This window comes from Gardnerella sp. KA00127 (assembly GCF_049244125.1).
In the GTDB taxonomy this organism is placed as follows: Bacteria; Actinomycetota; Actinomycetes; order Actinomycetales; family Bifidobacteriaceae; genus Bifidobacterium; species Bifidobacterium swidsinskii.
On the sequence record NZ_CP058377.1, the window covers coordinates 1,428,408 to 1,442,823 of the forward strand.

Genomic DNA, 14,416 nt, shown 5'->3' on the forward strand with positions numbered 1-14,416 from the left:
GTATCACCATTGATTACGTTACAGGCGCAAATAACTAGAACTCACGTTTTAACTTCGTAAATTATATTTCGCAAGTTGTATTCGTAAGTTATATATTTCGCAAGTTTTGCAACCTAAATTCGATGATTGCCGGCTTCATATATTCAGGAGGAACATCCGAACTACTACTGCCAATAGTGTCGGAGCCTTCATCAGTACGAGTACTAGAATTATGGCTTTTACTGTCATGTTTCACGGCAAATCACCTCCTTAAGTTAGTGCGCTGCCGGCGCAAATCTTCATCATTGAATCGGAGGTTTACAAGAGAACAGAGACGCACCAAAACACACAAATGCATGTTAAGCGTGCCACGTCGTTCAAGCTTCAGCTTCGCAGGGCGGTGGCGTTGCATTAGTCGAAGCCTTAAATTCGACAACGACTGTTAACCAGCGTGCAGTGTCTCCACTGTGTTGCGGCAGCAACCCTTATCCCCGTGGTAGCCTTACCTACCGACCGTGCTCATTATAAATTATTGTTGCAGTTGTGTCAATATGCAGCAAAACACATTGCAATGCACTTGAGACCTATAAAACTCAGCGACAGATGCTAAACAAAAAGTCTCTTGACGAATTAACGCCAAGAGACTTATAAACCAACAATCACTAAAAACGATTGCCTATATGACTACTATCTTACTTGCGATGAGCGCGATAGAAGCGAATCAAGCTCTGCGTAGAAGCATCCTGAGCTGCCAAAGCTTCATCATCCTGAGAAATTGCAGGAGTAATCTGCTTTGCAAGCTGCTTTCCAAGCTCCACACCCCACTGATCGTAGGAATCCAAGCCCCACACGGTACCTTCAACGAAGGTGATGTGCTCGTAGAGAGCAATCAACTCACCCAAGCTAAATGGAGTCAAAGCATCGCCGAAAATGGACGTGGTTGGACGGTTGCCCTTGAACACGCGAGCTGGCACAATCTCCTCTGGAGTGCCTTCAGCGCGAACTTCATCAGCAGTCTTGCCGAAAGCAAGAGCCTTAGTCTGTGCAAGATAGTTGCCCAAGAAGAGCTCGTGCACATCCTGATCGCCATCCTTAGTAGGATTTGGCGTGTTCACGAAAGCAATGAAATCAGCTGGAATAAGCTGAGTGCCCTGGTGAATCAACTGGTAGAAAGCGTGCTGACCGTTGGTGCCTGGCTCGCCCCAGAAGATTTCGCCGGTTTCGCTTGTTACAGGAGTGCCGTCCCAGCGCACAGACTTACCGTTAGATTCCATGGTGAGCTGCTGCAAATAAGCTGGGAAGCGGTGCAAGTACTGATCGTATGGAAGCACAGCGTGAGAAGCAACCTTGTAGAAATTGCGGTACCAAACGTTGAGCATACCAAGAAGCACAACAACGTTCTTCTCGAATGGAGTCTCAGCGAAGTAGGTATCGATTGCGTGGAAGCCCTTCAAGAACTCTTCGAAACGCTCTGGACCGAGGACAACAGCCAAAGAAGTGCCGACAGCGGAATCCACAGAGTAGCGGCCGCCAACCCAGCTCCAGAAGCCAAAAGCGTTGGTTGGGTTGATGCCGAACTCTTCAACCTTCTCAAGGTTGGTGGAAACAGCCACGAAGTGCTTAGCAACAGCTTCAGCCTTCTTTGCGTCGCTTCCGTCAATAGCACCGCACTCCTGAAGCTTGTTCAGCAACCAAGTGCGAGCGGTACGAGCATTGGTCAAAGTCTCCAAAGTGGTGAAGGTCTTGGAAACAATGATGAACAAAGTGGTTTCTGGATCCAAATCCTTGGTCTTTTCTGCCATATCGTTTGGATCAATGTTAGAAACGTAGCGAGCGCTGATGCCGGCGTCAGCGTATGGCTTCAAGGCTTCGTAAACCATGACTGGACCCAAATCGGAACCGCCAATACCAATGTTTACAACAGTCTTGATGTTCTTGCCGGTAACGCCCTTCCAAGCGCCAGAACGAACTTCGTTAGCAAAATCGTAAATGCGACCCAACACTTCACGCACGTCTGCAACGGTATCTTGACCGTCAACAATGAACTTGCCAGCATCCTCTGCAGGACGACGCAAAGCAGTGTGCAAAACTGCACGATCTTCAGTATTGTTAATGTGCACGCCGGTGTACATTGCCTTAGTGCGCTCGTCAAGCTTGACTGCCTTTGCAAGGTTTGCGAAAAGCTTAAGAGTTTCAGGCTTAATTAAATTCTTAGAAAGATCGAAGTGGAGATCTCCAGCTTCGAAGCTCAACTTATCCACGCGATTTGCGTCCTCGGCAAACCACTTCTTCAGGCAAACGCCTTCTGATTGCAACTCGTCGTAATGCTTCTGCAATGCAGCCCACTCTGGGGTTTTTACGGCGTCAACTGGCGGATTGATGGCCATTGTAAGGTCCTTTCATTTCTTCAACTGACGTGACAGCAACCGTCACTATAGTCCAATTCACAAGATACTCACAAAAGCAGACAGAAACACGCGAAGCTTAACACAAAAATGAACACAATCACACTGATAATTTACACATAAAAATTTGTAGTTTGAGGATGTGCAGTGCCCCAAACGCGCGCAACCTACCCTGCATTTGGAGGGTTATCTGTGGTTTATCACTCCAAACGCGAGGAAATTATCTCACATTTGGAACATTATCTATTGCACGACGCGCCAAATTGGACAAATTCAAAAATATGATATATAGTGTTTGATTTGTGCGCGAGTCGCGAATGCGTCTCGGGCAACATGCCACTTTAGCTCAGTCGGTAGAGCGTCTCCCTCGTAATGAGAAGGTCGACAGTTCGATTCTGTCAAGTGGCTCTCTGACTCACTCGAGTGTATTAATACTTTTGATTTGTTTTTATTCGCTCGATTGTTTATATGAGTCTATGCGCGAGTGGCGGAATGGTAGACGCGCAGGATTTAGGTTCCTGTGTCTTACGACGTGTGGGTTCAAGTCCCATCTCGCGCACGAAATTTTTCGCTTATTCAGTAATAAATAATGCCTGCAACTCCGGCAAAAGTGCGCGCAAAGCATTACCTCTGTGCGAAATAGCATTCTTTTCTTCTTGAGTCAGCTCTGCACTAGTCAAACCTTTCATTTGCACACCATCGCGAATAGGCTGAAAATCTGGCACAAATAGCGGATCATAGCCGAAACCATTAATTCCGTGCGCCTCGCGCAACAAGTGACCAACCATTTCTCCGACTCGAACAGTCTCAAAGCCGTGAGAATGCGACATAACACTGCCTTCAGGAACCTCACTGCACCCATCCGGAATAGCAAGAGCTGCAGCACAACGAAAACGAGCAGTACGACATTGATCTGGGATATCAGAAAGTTGGCGCAAAAGAAGCTCATTATTAGCTTTATCATCTCCATGCACACCACTCCACCTAGCAGAAAGAATACCAGGGGCAGCACCAAGCACATCAACGATAAGACCCGAATCGTCTGCAATAGCGGGATAACCTGTTCTTGCAGCAACATCACGCGCTTTGAGCAAAGCATTCTGTTCAAAAGTCACGCCAGTTTCCACAGGATCAGGCAAGCCAAGAGAACCTGCAGTTACTAACTCGAAACTGTCTGCAAGTTTCGACAATTGCTCCTCTAAAATTTGCTTGATTTCAACGAGTTTTCCCTCATTATGTGTTGCCACAATAAGCTTCACGCCCGTTCTCCTTCAATCTCTTCTATTTTGCTAAAGCGGCTTTTTGAGCAGCTTGCAATTCGCGATTACCTTTAGTTGCCAAATCAAGTAACGTATTTAATTCGTCGCGATTAAATGGACGATGTTCTGCAGTGCCCTGAATTTCAATGAAAGTACCGGAACCTGTCATAGCTACATTCATATCTGTCATAGCTTGACTGTCCTCAACATAAGGCAAATCCAGCATAGGAGTGCCGTTAATAACGCCTACAGAGACAGCGGAAATAGAATCCTTAATAACATTTGCAGCAGAGCGAATATGACCATTCTTTTCTGCCCAATGAAGCGCATCTACCAAAGCTACATAAGCTCCAGTTACGGAAGCAGTACGAGTTCCACCATCCGCTTGCAACACGTCGCAATCAATTTGAATCTGGCACTCACCCATCGCTTTCATATCGACTACACCGCGCAAGCAGCGACCAATAAGACGACTAATTTCGTGAGTGCGACCACCAATTTTTCCACGCACAGATTCGCGATCAGTTCGCTCAGCTGTTGCTCTAGGAAGCATAGAATATTCGGCAGTTACCCAACCCAAACCGGAATCTCTACGCCAACGAGGCACACCAACCGTAAAAGTTGCGGTACACATTACGCGCGTATTGCCACACTCAATAAGCACAGAGCCTTCAGGAACATCAGTAAATTTACGTGTTATGTGCACAGGTCGGAGCTCGTCAACATCACGACCGTCAACGCGAATTGGTTTTACAGATTCCAACATATCCTTGATTTGAGTCATACCTCACAAATTTAGCACGTGGCTGTTATCTTCTATTTCATCTTCTTAGCACGCAGCAATTTTGTACTAAAGCTGCTCAGAAAGCTCCATCCACTCATCCTCAAGAGCACTTGCTTCTTGCTCGTTTTTTTGGAGATCTTCGTTAAGAGATTGAAGTCCAACAAAGTCACTTGGGTTATGCGCAGCCATTTGCGCTTCAATTTGCGACTTTTCTTCTTCAAGCTTTGTAAGTTTTCGCTCGATTGCTGAAACTCGCCTTGCAGCATCGTGATAGGCTTTGCCGGTAAGTTTGGGCTCAATTACTGTACTTTCTGAACTTTCTTTAGTTGTAGAATTTGCAGCACTCGAAGCATTCGCAGTACTTGAAGCGCCAACAGTACCAGTAGTACCACTACTATTTTCGTGATCGCGTTGCAGCTTTTCTACAATTTGCAAATACTCATCTACACCGCCTGGAAGGTGACGAATTTTGCCGTCAATAAGCGCAAATTGCTGATCTGTTACGCGCTCAAGCAAGTAGCGATCGTGCGAAACAACAATCAAAGTGCCAGGCCAAGTATCGAGCAAATCTTCCATAACTGCAAGCATGTCAGTATCGAGATCGTTTCCAGGCTCATCCATAATCAGCACGTTTGGTTCGTTTAGCAAAATCAGCAGCAGCTGCATACGTCGCTTTTGACCGCCCGAAAGATCCGCAATTGGTGTCATAAGCTGCTCGGGCTTAAAACCAAGCCTTTCCATAAGCTGACCTGGGGTCACTTCTTTGCCATCAATAATATAGCTAGGCTTATAGCGACTTAAAACTTCTTTTACTTTATATTTTCCAAGCTTTTCAAGCTCTTCTAGCCGCTGCGAAAGCACGGCAAATTTTACAGTCTTGCCAATATTTACGTGTCCAAGCGTAGGCTTTAGAGATCCGTCAATAATGTTTAATAATGTTGATTTTCCTGCTCCATTCACACCCACAATTCCAAAACGATCGCCTGGACCTATAAGCCAAGTTGCATCGTCTAAAATCATGCGTCCAGTAATAGTTTTGCGCGATGCAGCTGAAGTTTCTGCAATGTTTTCTACGCTCGTAGCAGTATTTTCCGAAGTATTTTCCGCAGAATTTTCAAGAGAATTTTCTTGATTTTCGTCAACGGCAATAGTAACGCTTCCCACGTGAGTTGGTTGCGCAAAAGCAGATTCTACGATATCGACTTTATTTGATTTTTCTGCATTATCTTCACCTAAAGATGCGTTTTCTGCAATATCCGGATCGATATTTTTTAACTGCTGAGCGTTATCGAAAATTTGCGTAACGTCAATTAAATCAACAACTTGCTTACCAAGACGCGAAGTTGCCATTTTCTTCAATTCAAGAGTGTCTCTTAGCGGCGGCACATCTGCAATAAGCTCGCGCGCTTGCTTTACGTGGAACTTTTGCTTAGTAGAACGCGCACGAGCACCCCTGGAAAGCCAAGCTAACTCTTTTCTCGCCAAATTCCTGCGACGCTCTTCGCGCACATCCGCTTGGCGTTCGCGCTCCACACGTTGCATCATATAAGCGCTGTAACCACCCTCGAAAGGATCAATTACGCCGTCGTGCACTTCCCACATCGAAGTGCAAACCTCGTCCAAGAACCAGCGGTCGTGCGTCACAATCAAAAGCGCACCTTGACCGTCCTGCCAACGGTGAAGAAGATGCTCTGCAAGCCAATGAATCGTCACAACGTCCAAATGATTCGTAGGCTCATCCAAAGCCAAAATATCCCAGTCGTGCAACAATAATCTTGCTAAATCTGCGCGCCTGCGCTGACCTCCAGAAAGCGTTCCAACTTTCGCTTCCAAATTTATGCCGCCAAGAAGCGCTTCTACAATTTCGCGCGAACACTGATCTGCAGCCCACTCGTAATCTTCGCGATTTTCAAGAGCAGCCTCGCGCACAGTTGCGTTATCGTCCAATGGATCGCGCTGGTCCAACATGCCAAAAGTAAGCCCTCCGCGCTTCGTAACGCGACCAGAATCAGGCTGCATTTTACCGGCAAGTAGTCGAAGTAGCGTTGACTTTCCGTCGCCATTTTTTCCAACAATACCGATTCTGTCACCTTCAAAAACTCCAATAGTAACGTCTTTAAAAATCGTTTTTGTAGCAAATTCTAGCGAAACTCGTTCTAATCCCAAATCATACGTAGGCATAATCCACAAATATAGCTGAACACTTATACGAAAGGATATAGAAGGAATATGGAAAAATGCGATCGCAAATGCGAACGCGAAGCTTAAAAGCGCTTGTGTTGGTAGTAGGACTATAATAATACGTGCTATGAAAACTCAGAACAATCAACAGAATCAACAGAATCAACAGAATATGCAGAGCAAACACAATCAAAATAATCAAAACAACTCGCATGTGCAACACAACGAAGATGGAGTTTTGAGATTAGATGGCGGTGAAACACGTCCTGGAGACCCAACACAGGAACTTTTAAACGCTTTAGGCACAACTATTTCGCCGGATCTTTTGGTAGAAGCACTCACCCACCGCTCGTTCTCGCACGAGCATCCTGGCACACGAAATTATGAGCGACTTGAGTTTTTGGGCGATGCTGTGCTTGAGTTAGTTTCTACAGAAACGCTGTTTTCTGCACACCCAGACATGACTGAAGGTCAGCTTGCGAAGATGCGAGCGAAAGCTGTGTCTGAATGGGCGCTTTCTGCTGTTGCGCGCGAAAAGCTGCATGTTGGCGCGTATATTCTTCTCGGTCGCGGAGAAATGGAGCAGGGCGGAAATAATAAAGATTCAATTTTGTGCGATATTGTTGAAGCACTTATTGGTGCAACTTTTGTTGAACATGGAATTGATGAAGCTCGCAGAGTTGTGCATCGTTTGATTGACGACACTTTGGCGGAAGTGCTAACTGAAGGACCAGCTCTCGATTGGAAGACTTCGCTTACTGTCAAAGCTCACGATATGGGTTTGGAAGATCCAGAGTATCGAATGGCTGTTTCTGGGCCAGAATACGCTCCAGTATTTGAAGCTCGCGCGGTTTTGGCACATAAGGATGGCGACGAAGTGTTGGGAGTCGGAAGTGGCTCTAGCAAACGAAAAGCGCAACTCGCAGCCGCCGAAATCGCTTGGCACGCACTCGACGCGCGTAAATAAAAAGAAAAACCCTGCCACCCGTCGATGGCAGGGTTTCTATTAATAAAACCTACTTGGTGTGCTCGGAGCGAATAGCTTCACGATAAACACGACCACGGAAGGTTCCGCAAGATGGGCAAGCCATGTGTGGGAATGCCTGAGAACCGCAGTTCGGGCAAGTCACAGTCTGCACGGCAGACGCCTTCCAATTAGCGCGACGCGAATGCGTATTAGCACGCGAGGTCTTATACTTAGGCAGTGCCATAATTCTTTCCTCTATTTCGTTCAATCGATTGAGCTTAAGCGTTCTGTATATTACAGCAAGCGCCGTACAAATTGCGCAACCTAATTTCTCTTTAGTGCGACAGAAACTTTACAACTCACTAAAATTAATGCCGCTTTTCATTCTGCTCAAGCTGAGCTTTCAAATCCTCTAAAGCAGCAAAACGAATATCCGTAACGTCATGATGATGATCTGGATGCTCGTTTAAGTTTTCGCCACACTGAGAGCAAAGTCCGCGACAATCCGGCTCGCACAACGGTTGCAACGGCAGCTCACTTACCATCGTGTCGCGAATAAGAGCCTCAATATCCGCAAAATCACCACCCGCAACTAGCGGATACACATTGCCCGACTCGTCATTTTCATCCCAAATTTGCGATTCAGCTTCATCCGCATCGCCACGAGTATTGCGATTATCCGAACGATTAGAACGCGAGTCAGCATATGGAAAGAATACGCACACATCCACTTTCCAATCGCGACGAAGCGGCATCAAGCATCGAGTACATTCTGCATGCACCGGAGCAGTAATACTGCCCTGAAACATTAAGCCGTCAGCCACAGCATCAAAATCGCCATCAACCATAACATCACTGTCTGGCTTTACGCCAATAACGTAATCTCCAATACCTTCCGGCGCCGGAAATACGCGATGCAACGACATGCTACTACCAGCGCGCGCAGCCATTTGCGCTACTGGAACAGCCCATGGTGATTGGGATGGATGCGAAGCCATTACTAATTCCTTTCCTCTTCATCATCGTCATACAATGATGAGCTAATGTCATTTTGTACGTGCGCTGCAGCTCGACGACGATCTTCCAACACTCGCTGACCCGCTTGCACATCTTGTTCTAATTTATCTAGCTGCTGCTTTAAGCCTTCCATAACAGTCGCGCAATACTGATCCGCACCTTGCGTAAGCTTGTCTGATTTTGCTTGCGCAGTAGCGAGAATATCGCGAGCTTTCTGTTTTGCTAAAGCCGTTACGTTTTCTTGACCTGCTAAAAATTGAGCACGCTCTTGCGCTTCTTCAATTATTTCTGCAGATTGAGATTGCGCTGAAGAAACAATAGAGCTTGCTTGTGCTTGCGCTGTACGCAAACGTCGCTCTGCTTCTCGCATTAACGCAGAAGCTCGCTCCAATTGCACAGGAAGCATATCTTTCAAACGCGCTAACTGGTCAACGAACTCATCGCGATCAATTTTTACCATTCCTGCAGCAAACAAAACATTCTTGGCTTCCGAAAGAGTTGCTTCCATTGCGTCAATAATGTCGTAAACTGTAGTAAATTCAGCGCGGCTCTTTGAACGCGCTTCATCGCTTATTGTTTCTGCAGCTACTTTTGAAGTTTCAGATTCATTTTCCTCAAAGTCGATAACGCCACCATCTTCTCGCTCTCGTAAATCTGGAAGAGGGAAAGGAGAAAATGATGCTGGCGAAGAAGCTGCTTTGCTATTTTTCTTGTTCTTATTTGCACCATCAGCACCATTATCCTGCACATCTTCCGCAGCAGAAACACTTCCAACTGCCGCAACAGATGACGTTTCTGTATTGTCAGCATCTGCATCAACTAATAGGTCGCCTTCACGCGCACTTCGCACGTCGGAATGTGTTGTATTTACAACGCCGTCTTGAGCATCTTCTTCATCTGCGAGAACCGGATGTAATGGAAGCTTTTGATTGCGATCAACTTGCACTTCACGCTCCATCGTGTCGTCTCCTTCACTAGATAATCCAGAAGTCACGTCAGTAAGTTCATTTTTATTTGTCATCTTCTACTCTCCTGTTCAATTGTTCAGCATAGATGAATTATTATCTACGCCTAATGATTGCTCACTAAAAAGCTTTTTTAATAAGGGTATTACGTTATCTGGAACCATGCCAGTAACATTTCCCCCATGACGAGCAACATCTTTAACCACAGAGCTTGAAACATGCTCAAGCACAGGATCAGCAGGTAGGAAAAGCGTTTCGATACCTGCTAATTTGCGGTTCACTAGTGCCATTCCAAGTTCTGCCTCATAATCACCGTTTTGACGTAAGCCTTTTACGATTACTGTAGCACCAACTTTTGTACAGTAGTCAGTAATCAAACCAGCTGTTGAAGTTACTACTATTTTGCAATCGCGATTGAAGCTATTTTGAGATTGCGGCAAATTATTTATTGCTTCTTGAATAATTTTTACGCGCTCAGATTCAGAAAATAACGGAGTCTTTGCGGCATTTACCGCAACTAGCACATGTACTTCATCAAATAGATGCGTACAACGTTGTATTACGTCTAAATGGCCGGCAGTGACTGGATCATACGAGCCGGGGCACACAGCTATAGTCATGCTTTTAGATTATCACCCATTGCGCTCAGAACAAAAATATATTAAAAAATAGCGTTACTTTTATCGTTAAAGATAGAAGTAACGCTAATACGCAATATAAACTACTTAAATACGCAGCATAATTACTTAAAAATTAAACTTTCCTAATTCCTCGTATATGCGCTTGCATTCAGGGCAAACTGGGTAGTCATTTGCTTCGTGTCGAGGAATCCACACTTTACCGCATAAAGCTACCACTGGTCGACCAGTTAAGCGCGACTCTTCAATTCTGTCTTTTGACACATAGTGCGCAAAACGATCTGCATTACCACCATCATCTAGACGAGCATCTTCGTCAACTTCTGGACGTTCTAGAACAGAAGTGCTTGTGCCGGAACCAGAATCTGGATCTGCGGATTGCGAACCAGATTCCATAACAGCATCTAACGCATTATCTGCTTCTAAAGATGAAAACATATCGCATCCTTTCGTAACGCATTGTGTAACGAATTTCGTAGCGCACTAAAATTTAATTGAATTTTATTAGCAAAATCAAGCATAAAGCATTATCGCAACAAACGCTCAAAAAAGCTGTCAGAAACGTTAGTCTTTACGCATGAATTATTTACGAATTATTCGCGAAAATTATTTGCGAATCTTATTTAGTTATTTAGTAAAGTTTAGTTTTAAAAAGATTAATTTATAGTACTTTTACAGTACTTGAATTTCTGTTGGTATTGCAGGGTCTCCGCGCATCAAACTTTGCGCAGCCAAAGGCAGTCGCTTCAAAGCAGAAGCGCAATAATCCTGTGCGCGCATAATCGCATCGTGACCCATAAACTGTTCGTCAGCTTCACCGTCGACCATGTAATCAACTAGCAGATTTTCCCACGAATCCTTAGGCTTAAACTGAGCGAGCGCAACTTCCGAACCAGAAATCACGCGTTCGCAATCAGCTACACCGCAAGAATCGTTGCTGTAATCGTATGAACGATACGCCAACTTACGTCCAGGCACAGTCGCTTTATTCTTAGAACGCTTAGCAACAGGTTGCATTACACCATCTGCTCCCTCGCGCTCAGTAAGCTTATAAACCATTGCGCAAGTTGGAGCACCGGAGCCGGTTACAAGCATTGTGCCGATGCCGTAAGAATCCACAGGCGCATTTTGTAAGGAAGCAAGAGCATACTCGTCCAAATCATTAGTAACTGTAATCTTTGTGTTTTTAGCACCCAACTCGTCGAGCTGATTTCTTACGCGACGAGCCAAAGCGCACAAATCTCCAGAATCAATACGAATTCCACCAAGATCAGGGCCTGCAACTTCCACAGCTGTCTTTACAGCTTCCTCAATATTATAAGTGTCAACAAGAAGCGTAGTGCCTTTGCCAAGAGCGGCAATTTGAGAAGTGAAAGCGTCACGCTCAGTGTCGTGAACAAGAGTAAAGCAGTGAGCTGCGGTTCCGATTGCCTTCAATCCGTAAAGTTTTGCAGCAAGCAAGTTTGCGGTTCCCTTAAAACCGCCAATAACCGCTGCGCGAGATGCAGCAACTGCAGAATATTCGTTTGTGCGACGGCCGCCCATATCCATGCAAGGACGACCTGCGGAGGCAGAAACCATACGTGCTGCGGCAGACGCAACCGCGCAATCATAATTAAGCACAGAAAGAAGCACAGTTTCAAGCAAAGTGCACTCACCAAAAGTGCCTTCTACTTGCAAAATTGGCGAGTTAGGGAAGAACATCTCACCTTCGCGATAACCGGAAATTTTACCGTGGAATCGGAAATTTTCCAGCCATTCAATGGTTTCTGCGCTAACAATTTTACGATCACTTAAGAAACGCAAATCATCTTCCGAAAGATGGAATTTTTGCAGCTCTTCCAAAATGCGACCCATGCCGGCAACGACTCCGTAACGACGACCTTGAGGCAAGTGGCGCGTAAAAATTTCAAAAACGCACTTGCGATTTGCAGTGCCGTCTTTAAGAGCAGCGTCGAGCATAGTGTATTCATACATGTCCGTCATAAGAGCAGATGAAATCTCAGCCATGATATTCCTTTCAGTAACGAACAAAATAAAAACTAGTTACTAATTACCAATTCTTTGGGAGTGGCGTATTCGCGCGAGTAGTTAATAAGTATTCGCAACGTAACACTGGAATCATATTAGCTCTATCTACTGAGCTTGTTACTTGGCTGATACTTGGGCTGTGTGGGAAACAGCGAGCGCGACGATATACCTGAGCACTGCGCAACGGATAACGCTCCAAATGCGAGATAAGTTCCCCACATTTGGAGTGCCAAACCACAAGCTCGCACTATAAGCGCTCGCTTACGAAACTCGCGTTGGAAGTCCACTGGACTTCCAACCTAAGCGAGTTTCCGCTCCGAGTTGCTTTCGCGCGCGCTGTGCTACGCTCAAGCAGGCCGTCGCGCCAACGCGAGAAAAGTTGCGCACGTTTGGAGTAATAGACAAAGCAATGCCAAATCGCAGTATAAAGAAGCATTTATAATAGCAATTATGCTTAATAAGAGTTTGAACGAAGAGACTGCAAAAGTTACTAAAGCCGCAGAAAACCTGCACTTATACAACACGGCTTCACATTCAACGAACACTTTCGTACCTAAAAAGCATGGTCAAGTAGGCATGTACGTGTGCGGCGCAACAGTGCAAAGTTCTCCGCATATTGGTCATATTCGCGCAGCGATCGCATTCGATATAATCCGTCGCTGGATGCTGCGTTTAGGATACAAAGTCACGTTTGTTAGAAACGTCACAGATATTGACGACAAAATTATGAAAAAAGCCAACGAATCAGGGCAAAATTGGTGGGAACGAGCATATATTTACGAGCGCGAATTTACAAAATCCTACAATACTTTAGGAGTGCTTGCGCCAACAGTTGAGCCACGCGCAACAGGTCATATTACAGACATGGTTGAGCTGATTGAACGCTTAATCGAACGCGGTCACGCATATGTTATTAAAGACAATGACGGAAATCCTACTGGAAATGTCTATTTTGACGTGCCAAGTTGGGAGCATTACGGCGAATTAACGCACCAAAATCAGAACCAAAATGAAACTTGCGCAGATGAAGCCGCAGCTATCGCAGACGCGAAAGGTCCAAGCGTAGACGCTGCCGAAAACGATATTTACAATCCAACAGATCCTGCAGATGCTTCACCAGACAAACACGATCCTAGGGATTTCGCACTTTGGAAAGCACCTTGCGATTTCGATCAGCCGGATGCGCGCTGGAAAACTCCTTTTGGCGAGGGACGCCCTGGTTGGCATATTGAATGCTCTGCTATGAGTCATCGTTATCTTGGAAATGATTTCGATATTCACGGAGGCGGCCTGGATTTGCGTTTCCCTCACCACGAAAACGAAATGGCACAAACGCGTGCTGCTGGATGGGAAAGCGCCAATGTGTGGATGCATTCAGCATGGGTTACCGCCAAAGGTGAAAAAATGTCAAAATCGTTGGGAAATGGTCTTTCCGTACCAGTAGTTTTGGCAAATAATTCGGCTTGGGTTGTGCGATATGCTTTGGGAGCAGTGCAATATCGCGCAATGTTGGAGTGGTCTGACCAAGCTTTGGTGGAGTCAAAATCGGCTTATGATCGCATTATGAACTTCCTCGAGAGAGCTGACAGATTGCTTGACAAGAAGCCAACTTGCGAAGAAGTGCGCTCTGTTAACGCAGACGAGCTTCCGGAAGATTTCACTCGCGCTATGAACGATGACATTAACGTTTCTGGCGCAATCGCAGAAATATTTACTACAATTCGTCAAGGAAATACTCTTATTGACGACTGCAGCAAAGATTCTTCACAAGCACAAAGCGAAAGCGTACAAAAGCTCATATATCTCGCTGTTTTGCAAGTGCGAGCTATGTTAGATACTTTGGGCTTGGATCCTTACGCACAAACGTGGGCTTCGAACGATAATCAATCGCCTGCAGAAGGCTCAAACGGCAAGGAAAACAAAGAACACTCAGCTTTGGACTCTTTAATTACTTTGCAACTTAAAGCTAGAGCAGATGCTAGAAAAGCAAAGGATTTTGCTACTGCAGATGCTATTCGCGACGCGTTAAATAACGCAGGAATTGTAATTGTCGATACTTCGCAAGGATCATCTTGGCATTTGCAATAAACGAAAGTAACGCAAAAGCAAAAGAAAACGCGAAAGTATTAATTAGCAAATCAAGTTAGCAATTGCACTAAAGTTACGTTAGCAACAACAGGTAGAATGGAA

General features: G+C 45.4%; 13 protein-coding genes, 2 tRNA genes and 1 riboswitch. Of the genes, 4 read left to right on the forward strand and 11 right to left on the reverse strand.

Going from position 1 to position 14,416, the window contains the following annotated elements; genetic code table 11:
* Positions 1 to 88: 88 nt before the first annotated feature.
* Both HXT48_RS05760 and pgi read right to left on the reverse strand, forming a co-directional pair.
* Positions 89 to 235 (reverse strand): hypothetical protein, encoded by a 147-nt coding sequence (locus HXT48_RS05760; RefSeq protein WP_004110294.1) that lies wholly within the window; start codon positions 233 to 235, stop codon positions 89 to 91.
* A gap of 104 nt (positions 236 to 339) precedes the next feature.
* Positions 340 to 500: riboswitch (M-box (ykoK) riboswitch) on the reverse strand.
* A 171-nt stretch (positions 501 to 671) separates the two neighbouring features.
* Positions 672 to 2,366 (reverse strand): glucose-6-phosphate isomerase, encoded by a 1,695-nt coding sequence (gene pgi / locus HXT48_RS05765; protein ID WP_248893131.1) that lies wholly within the window; start codon positions 2,364 to 2,366, stop codon positions 672 to 674.
* A gap of 353 nt (positions 2,367 to 2,719) precedes the next feature.
* Between pgi and HXT48_RS05770 the strand changes: the two genes are divergently transcribed.
* Positions 2,720 to 2,792: transfer RNA gene (locus HXT48_RS05770), tRNA-Thr, on the forward strand.
* Positions 2,793 to 2,862: 70 nt separating this feature from the next.
* A tRNA-Leu gene (locus HXT48_RS05775) sits at positions 2,863 to 2,943 on the forward strand.
* Positions 2,944 to 2,956: 13 nt separating this feature from the next.
* On the opposite strand, the gene HXT48_RS05780 is transcribed toward HXT48_RS05775, so the two are convergent.
* The 3 genes from HXT48_RS05780 to HXT48_RS05790 all read right to left on the reverse strand — a co-directional run bounded on the left by HXT48_RS05780 (position 2,957) and on the right by HXT48_RS05790 (position 6,608).
* Complete coding sequence (locus tag HXT48_RS05780) at positions 2,957 to 3,643, reverse strand: non-canonical purine NTP pyrophosphatase (RefSeq protein WP_012913874.1); 687 nt, start codon at positions 3,641 to 3,643, stop codon at positions 2,957 to 2,959.
* 22 nt (positions 3,644 to 3,665) lie between these two features.
* Complete coding sequence (rph, locus tag HXT48_RS05785; protein ID WP_012913873.1) at positions 3,666 to 4,427, reverse strand: ribonuclease PH; 762 nt, start codon at positions 4,425 to 4,427, stop codon at positions 3,666 to 3,668.
* 66 nt (positions 4,428 to 4,493) lie between these two features.
* Positions 4,494 to 6,608 carry an ABC-F family ATP-binding cassette domain-containing protein gene (locus tag HXT48_RS05790; RefSeq protein WP_102155416.1) on the reverse strand — a complete coding sequence of 705 codons (2,115 nt, stop codon included), beginning with the start codon at positions 6,606 to 6,608 and terminating at the stop codon, positions 4,494 to 4,496.
* 127 nt (positions 6,609 to 6,735) lie between these two features.
* On the opposite strand from HXT48_RS05790, the gene rnc reads away from it, so the two are divergent.
* Positions 6,736 to 7,575, forward strand: a complete 840-nt coding sequence (gene rnc, locus HXT48_RS05795; protein ID WP_102155418.1) for a ribonuclease III — start codon at positions 6,736 to 6,738, stop codon at positions 7,573 to 7,575.
* Positions 7,576 to 7,624: 49 nt separating this feature from the next.
* On the opposite strand, the gene rpmF is transcribed toward rnc, so the two are convergent.
* The 6 genes from rpmF to HXT48_RS05825 all read right to left on the reverse strand — a co-directional run bounded on the left by rpmF (position 7,625) and on the right by HXT48_RS05825 (position 12,205).
* On the reverse strand, positions 7,625 to 7,819 hold the full coding sequence (gene rpmF / locus HXT48_RS05800) for a 50S ribosomal protein L32 (protein WP_004574042.1): 195 nt from the start codon (positions 7,817 to 7,819) through the stop codon (positions 7,625 to 7,627).
* A gap of 124 nt (positions 7,820 to 7,943) precedes the next feature.
* Entirely contained in the window at positions 7,944 to 8,573 is a 630-nt protein-coding gene (locus tag HXT48_RS05805; RefSeq protein WP_012913869.1) for a YceD family protein, read from the reverse strand.
* 2 nt (positions 8,574 to 8,575) lie between these two features.
* On the reverse strand, positions 8,576 to 9,613 hold the full coding sequence (locus HXT48_RS05810) for a hypothetical protein (RefSeq protein ID WP_102155420.1): 1,038 nt from the start codon (positions 9,611 to 9,613) through the stop codon (positions 8,576 to 8,578).
* A 15-nt stretch (positions 9,614 to 9,628) separates the two neighbouring features.
* The gene (coaD, locus tag HXT48_RS05815; protein WP_012913867.1) at positions 9,629 to 10,177 is read right to left on the reverse strand and encodes a pantetheine-phosphate adenylyltransferase; all 549 of its coding nucleotides are present in this window, start codon (positions 10,175 to 10,177) and stop codon (positions 9,629 to 9,631) included.
* Between the two features lie 126 nt (positions 10,178 to 10,303).
* Positions 10,304 to 10,633, reverse strand: a complete 330-nt coding sequence (locus HXT48_RS05820; protein WP_004110275.1) for a DUF3039 domain-containing protein — start codon at positions 10,631 to 10,633, stop codon at positions 10,304 to 10,306.
* Between the two features lie 234 nt (positions 10,634 to 10,867).
* Positions 10,868 to 12,205 carry a nicotinate phosphoribosyltransferase gene (locus HXT48_RS05825; protein WP_004110271.1) on the reverse strand — a complete coding sequence of 446 codons (1,338 nt, stop codon included), beginning with the start codon at positions 12,203 to 12,205 and terminating at the stop codon, positions 10,868 to 10,870.
* A gap of 471 nt (positions 12,206 to 12,676) precedes the next feature.
* Here HXT48_RS05825 and cysS point away from each other — a divergent pair, with 471 nt between their 5' ends.
* Positions 12,677 to 14,314: a cysteine--tRNA ligase gene (cysS, locus tag HXT48_RS05830; protein WP_102155784.1), complete on the forward strand. Its 1,638-nt coding sequence runs from the start codon at positions 12,677 to 12,679 to the stop codon at positions 14,312 to 14,314.
* The last annotated feature ends 102 nt before the right edge of the window (positions 14,315 to 14,416 follow it).

Excerpts from the sequence above, each read along its gene's own strand:
- coaD (WP_012913867.1), bottom strand. The coding sequence starts at position 10,177 with ATGACTATAGCTGTGTGCCCCGGCTCGTATGATCCAGTCACTGCCGGC.
- cysS (WP_102155784.1), top strand. The coding sequence starts at position 12,677 with ATGCTTAATAAGAGTTTGAACGAAGAGACTGCAAAAGTTACTAAAGCC.
- HXT48_RS05825 (WP_004110271.1), bottom strand. The coding sequence starts at position 12,205 with ATGGCTGAGATTTCATCTGCTCTTATGACGGACATGTATGAATACACT.
- pgi (WP_248893131.1), bottom strand. The coding sequence starts at position 2,366 with ATGGCCATCAATCCGCCAGTTGACGCCGTAAAAACCCCAGAGTGGGCT.
- HXT48_RS05820 (WP_004110275.1), bottom strand. The coding sequence starts at position 10,633 with ATGTTTTCATCTTTAGAAGCAGATAATGCGTTAGATGCTGTTATGGAA.
- HXT48_RS05790 (WP_102155416.1), bottom strand. The coding sequence starts at position 6,608 with ATGCCTACGTATGATTTGGGATTAGAACGAGTTTCGCTAGAATTTGCT.
- HXT48_RS05810 (WP_102155420.1), bottom strand. The coding sequence starts at position 9,613 with ATGACAAATAAAAATGAACTTACTGACGTGACTTCTGGATTATCTAGT.
- rph (WP_012913873.1), bottom strand. The coding sequence starts at position 4,427 with ATGACTCAAATCAAGGATATGTTGGAATCTGTAAAACCAATTCGCGTT.
- HXT48_RS05805 (WP_012913869.1), bottom strand. The coding sequence starts at position 8,573 with ATGGCTTCGCATCCATCCCAATCACCATGGGCTGTTCCAGTAGCGCAA.
- rnc (WP_102155418.1), top strand. The coding sequence starts at position 6,736 with ATGAAAACTCAGAACAATCAACAGAATCAACAGAATCAACAGAATATG.
- rpmF (WP_004574042.1), bottom strand. The coding sequence starts at position 7,819 with ATGGCACTGCCTAAGTATAAGACCTCGCGTGCTAATACGCATTCGCGT.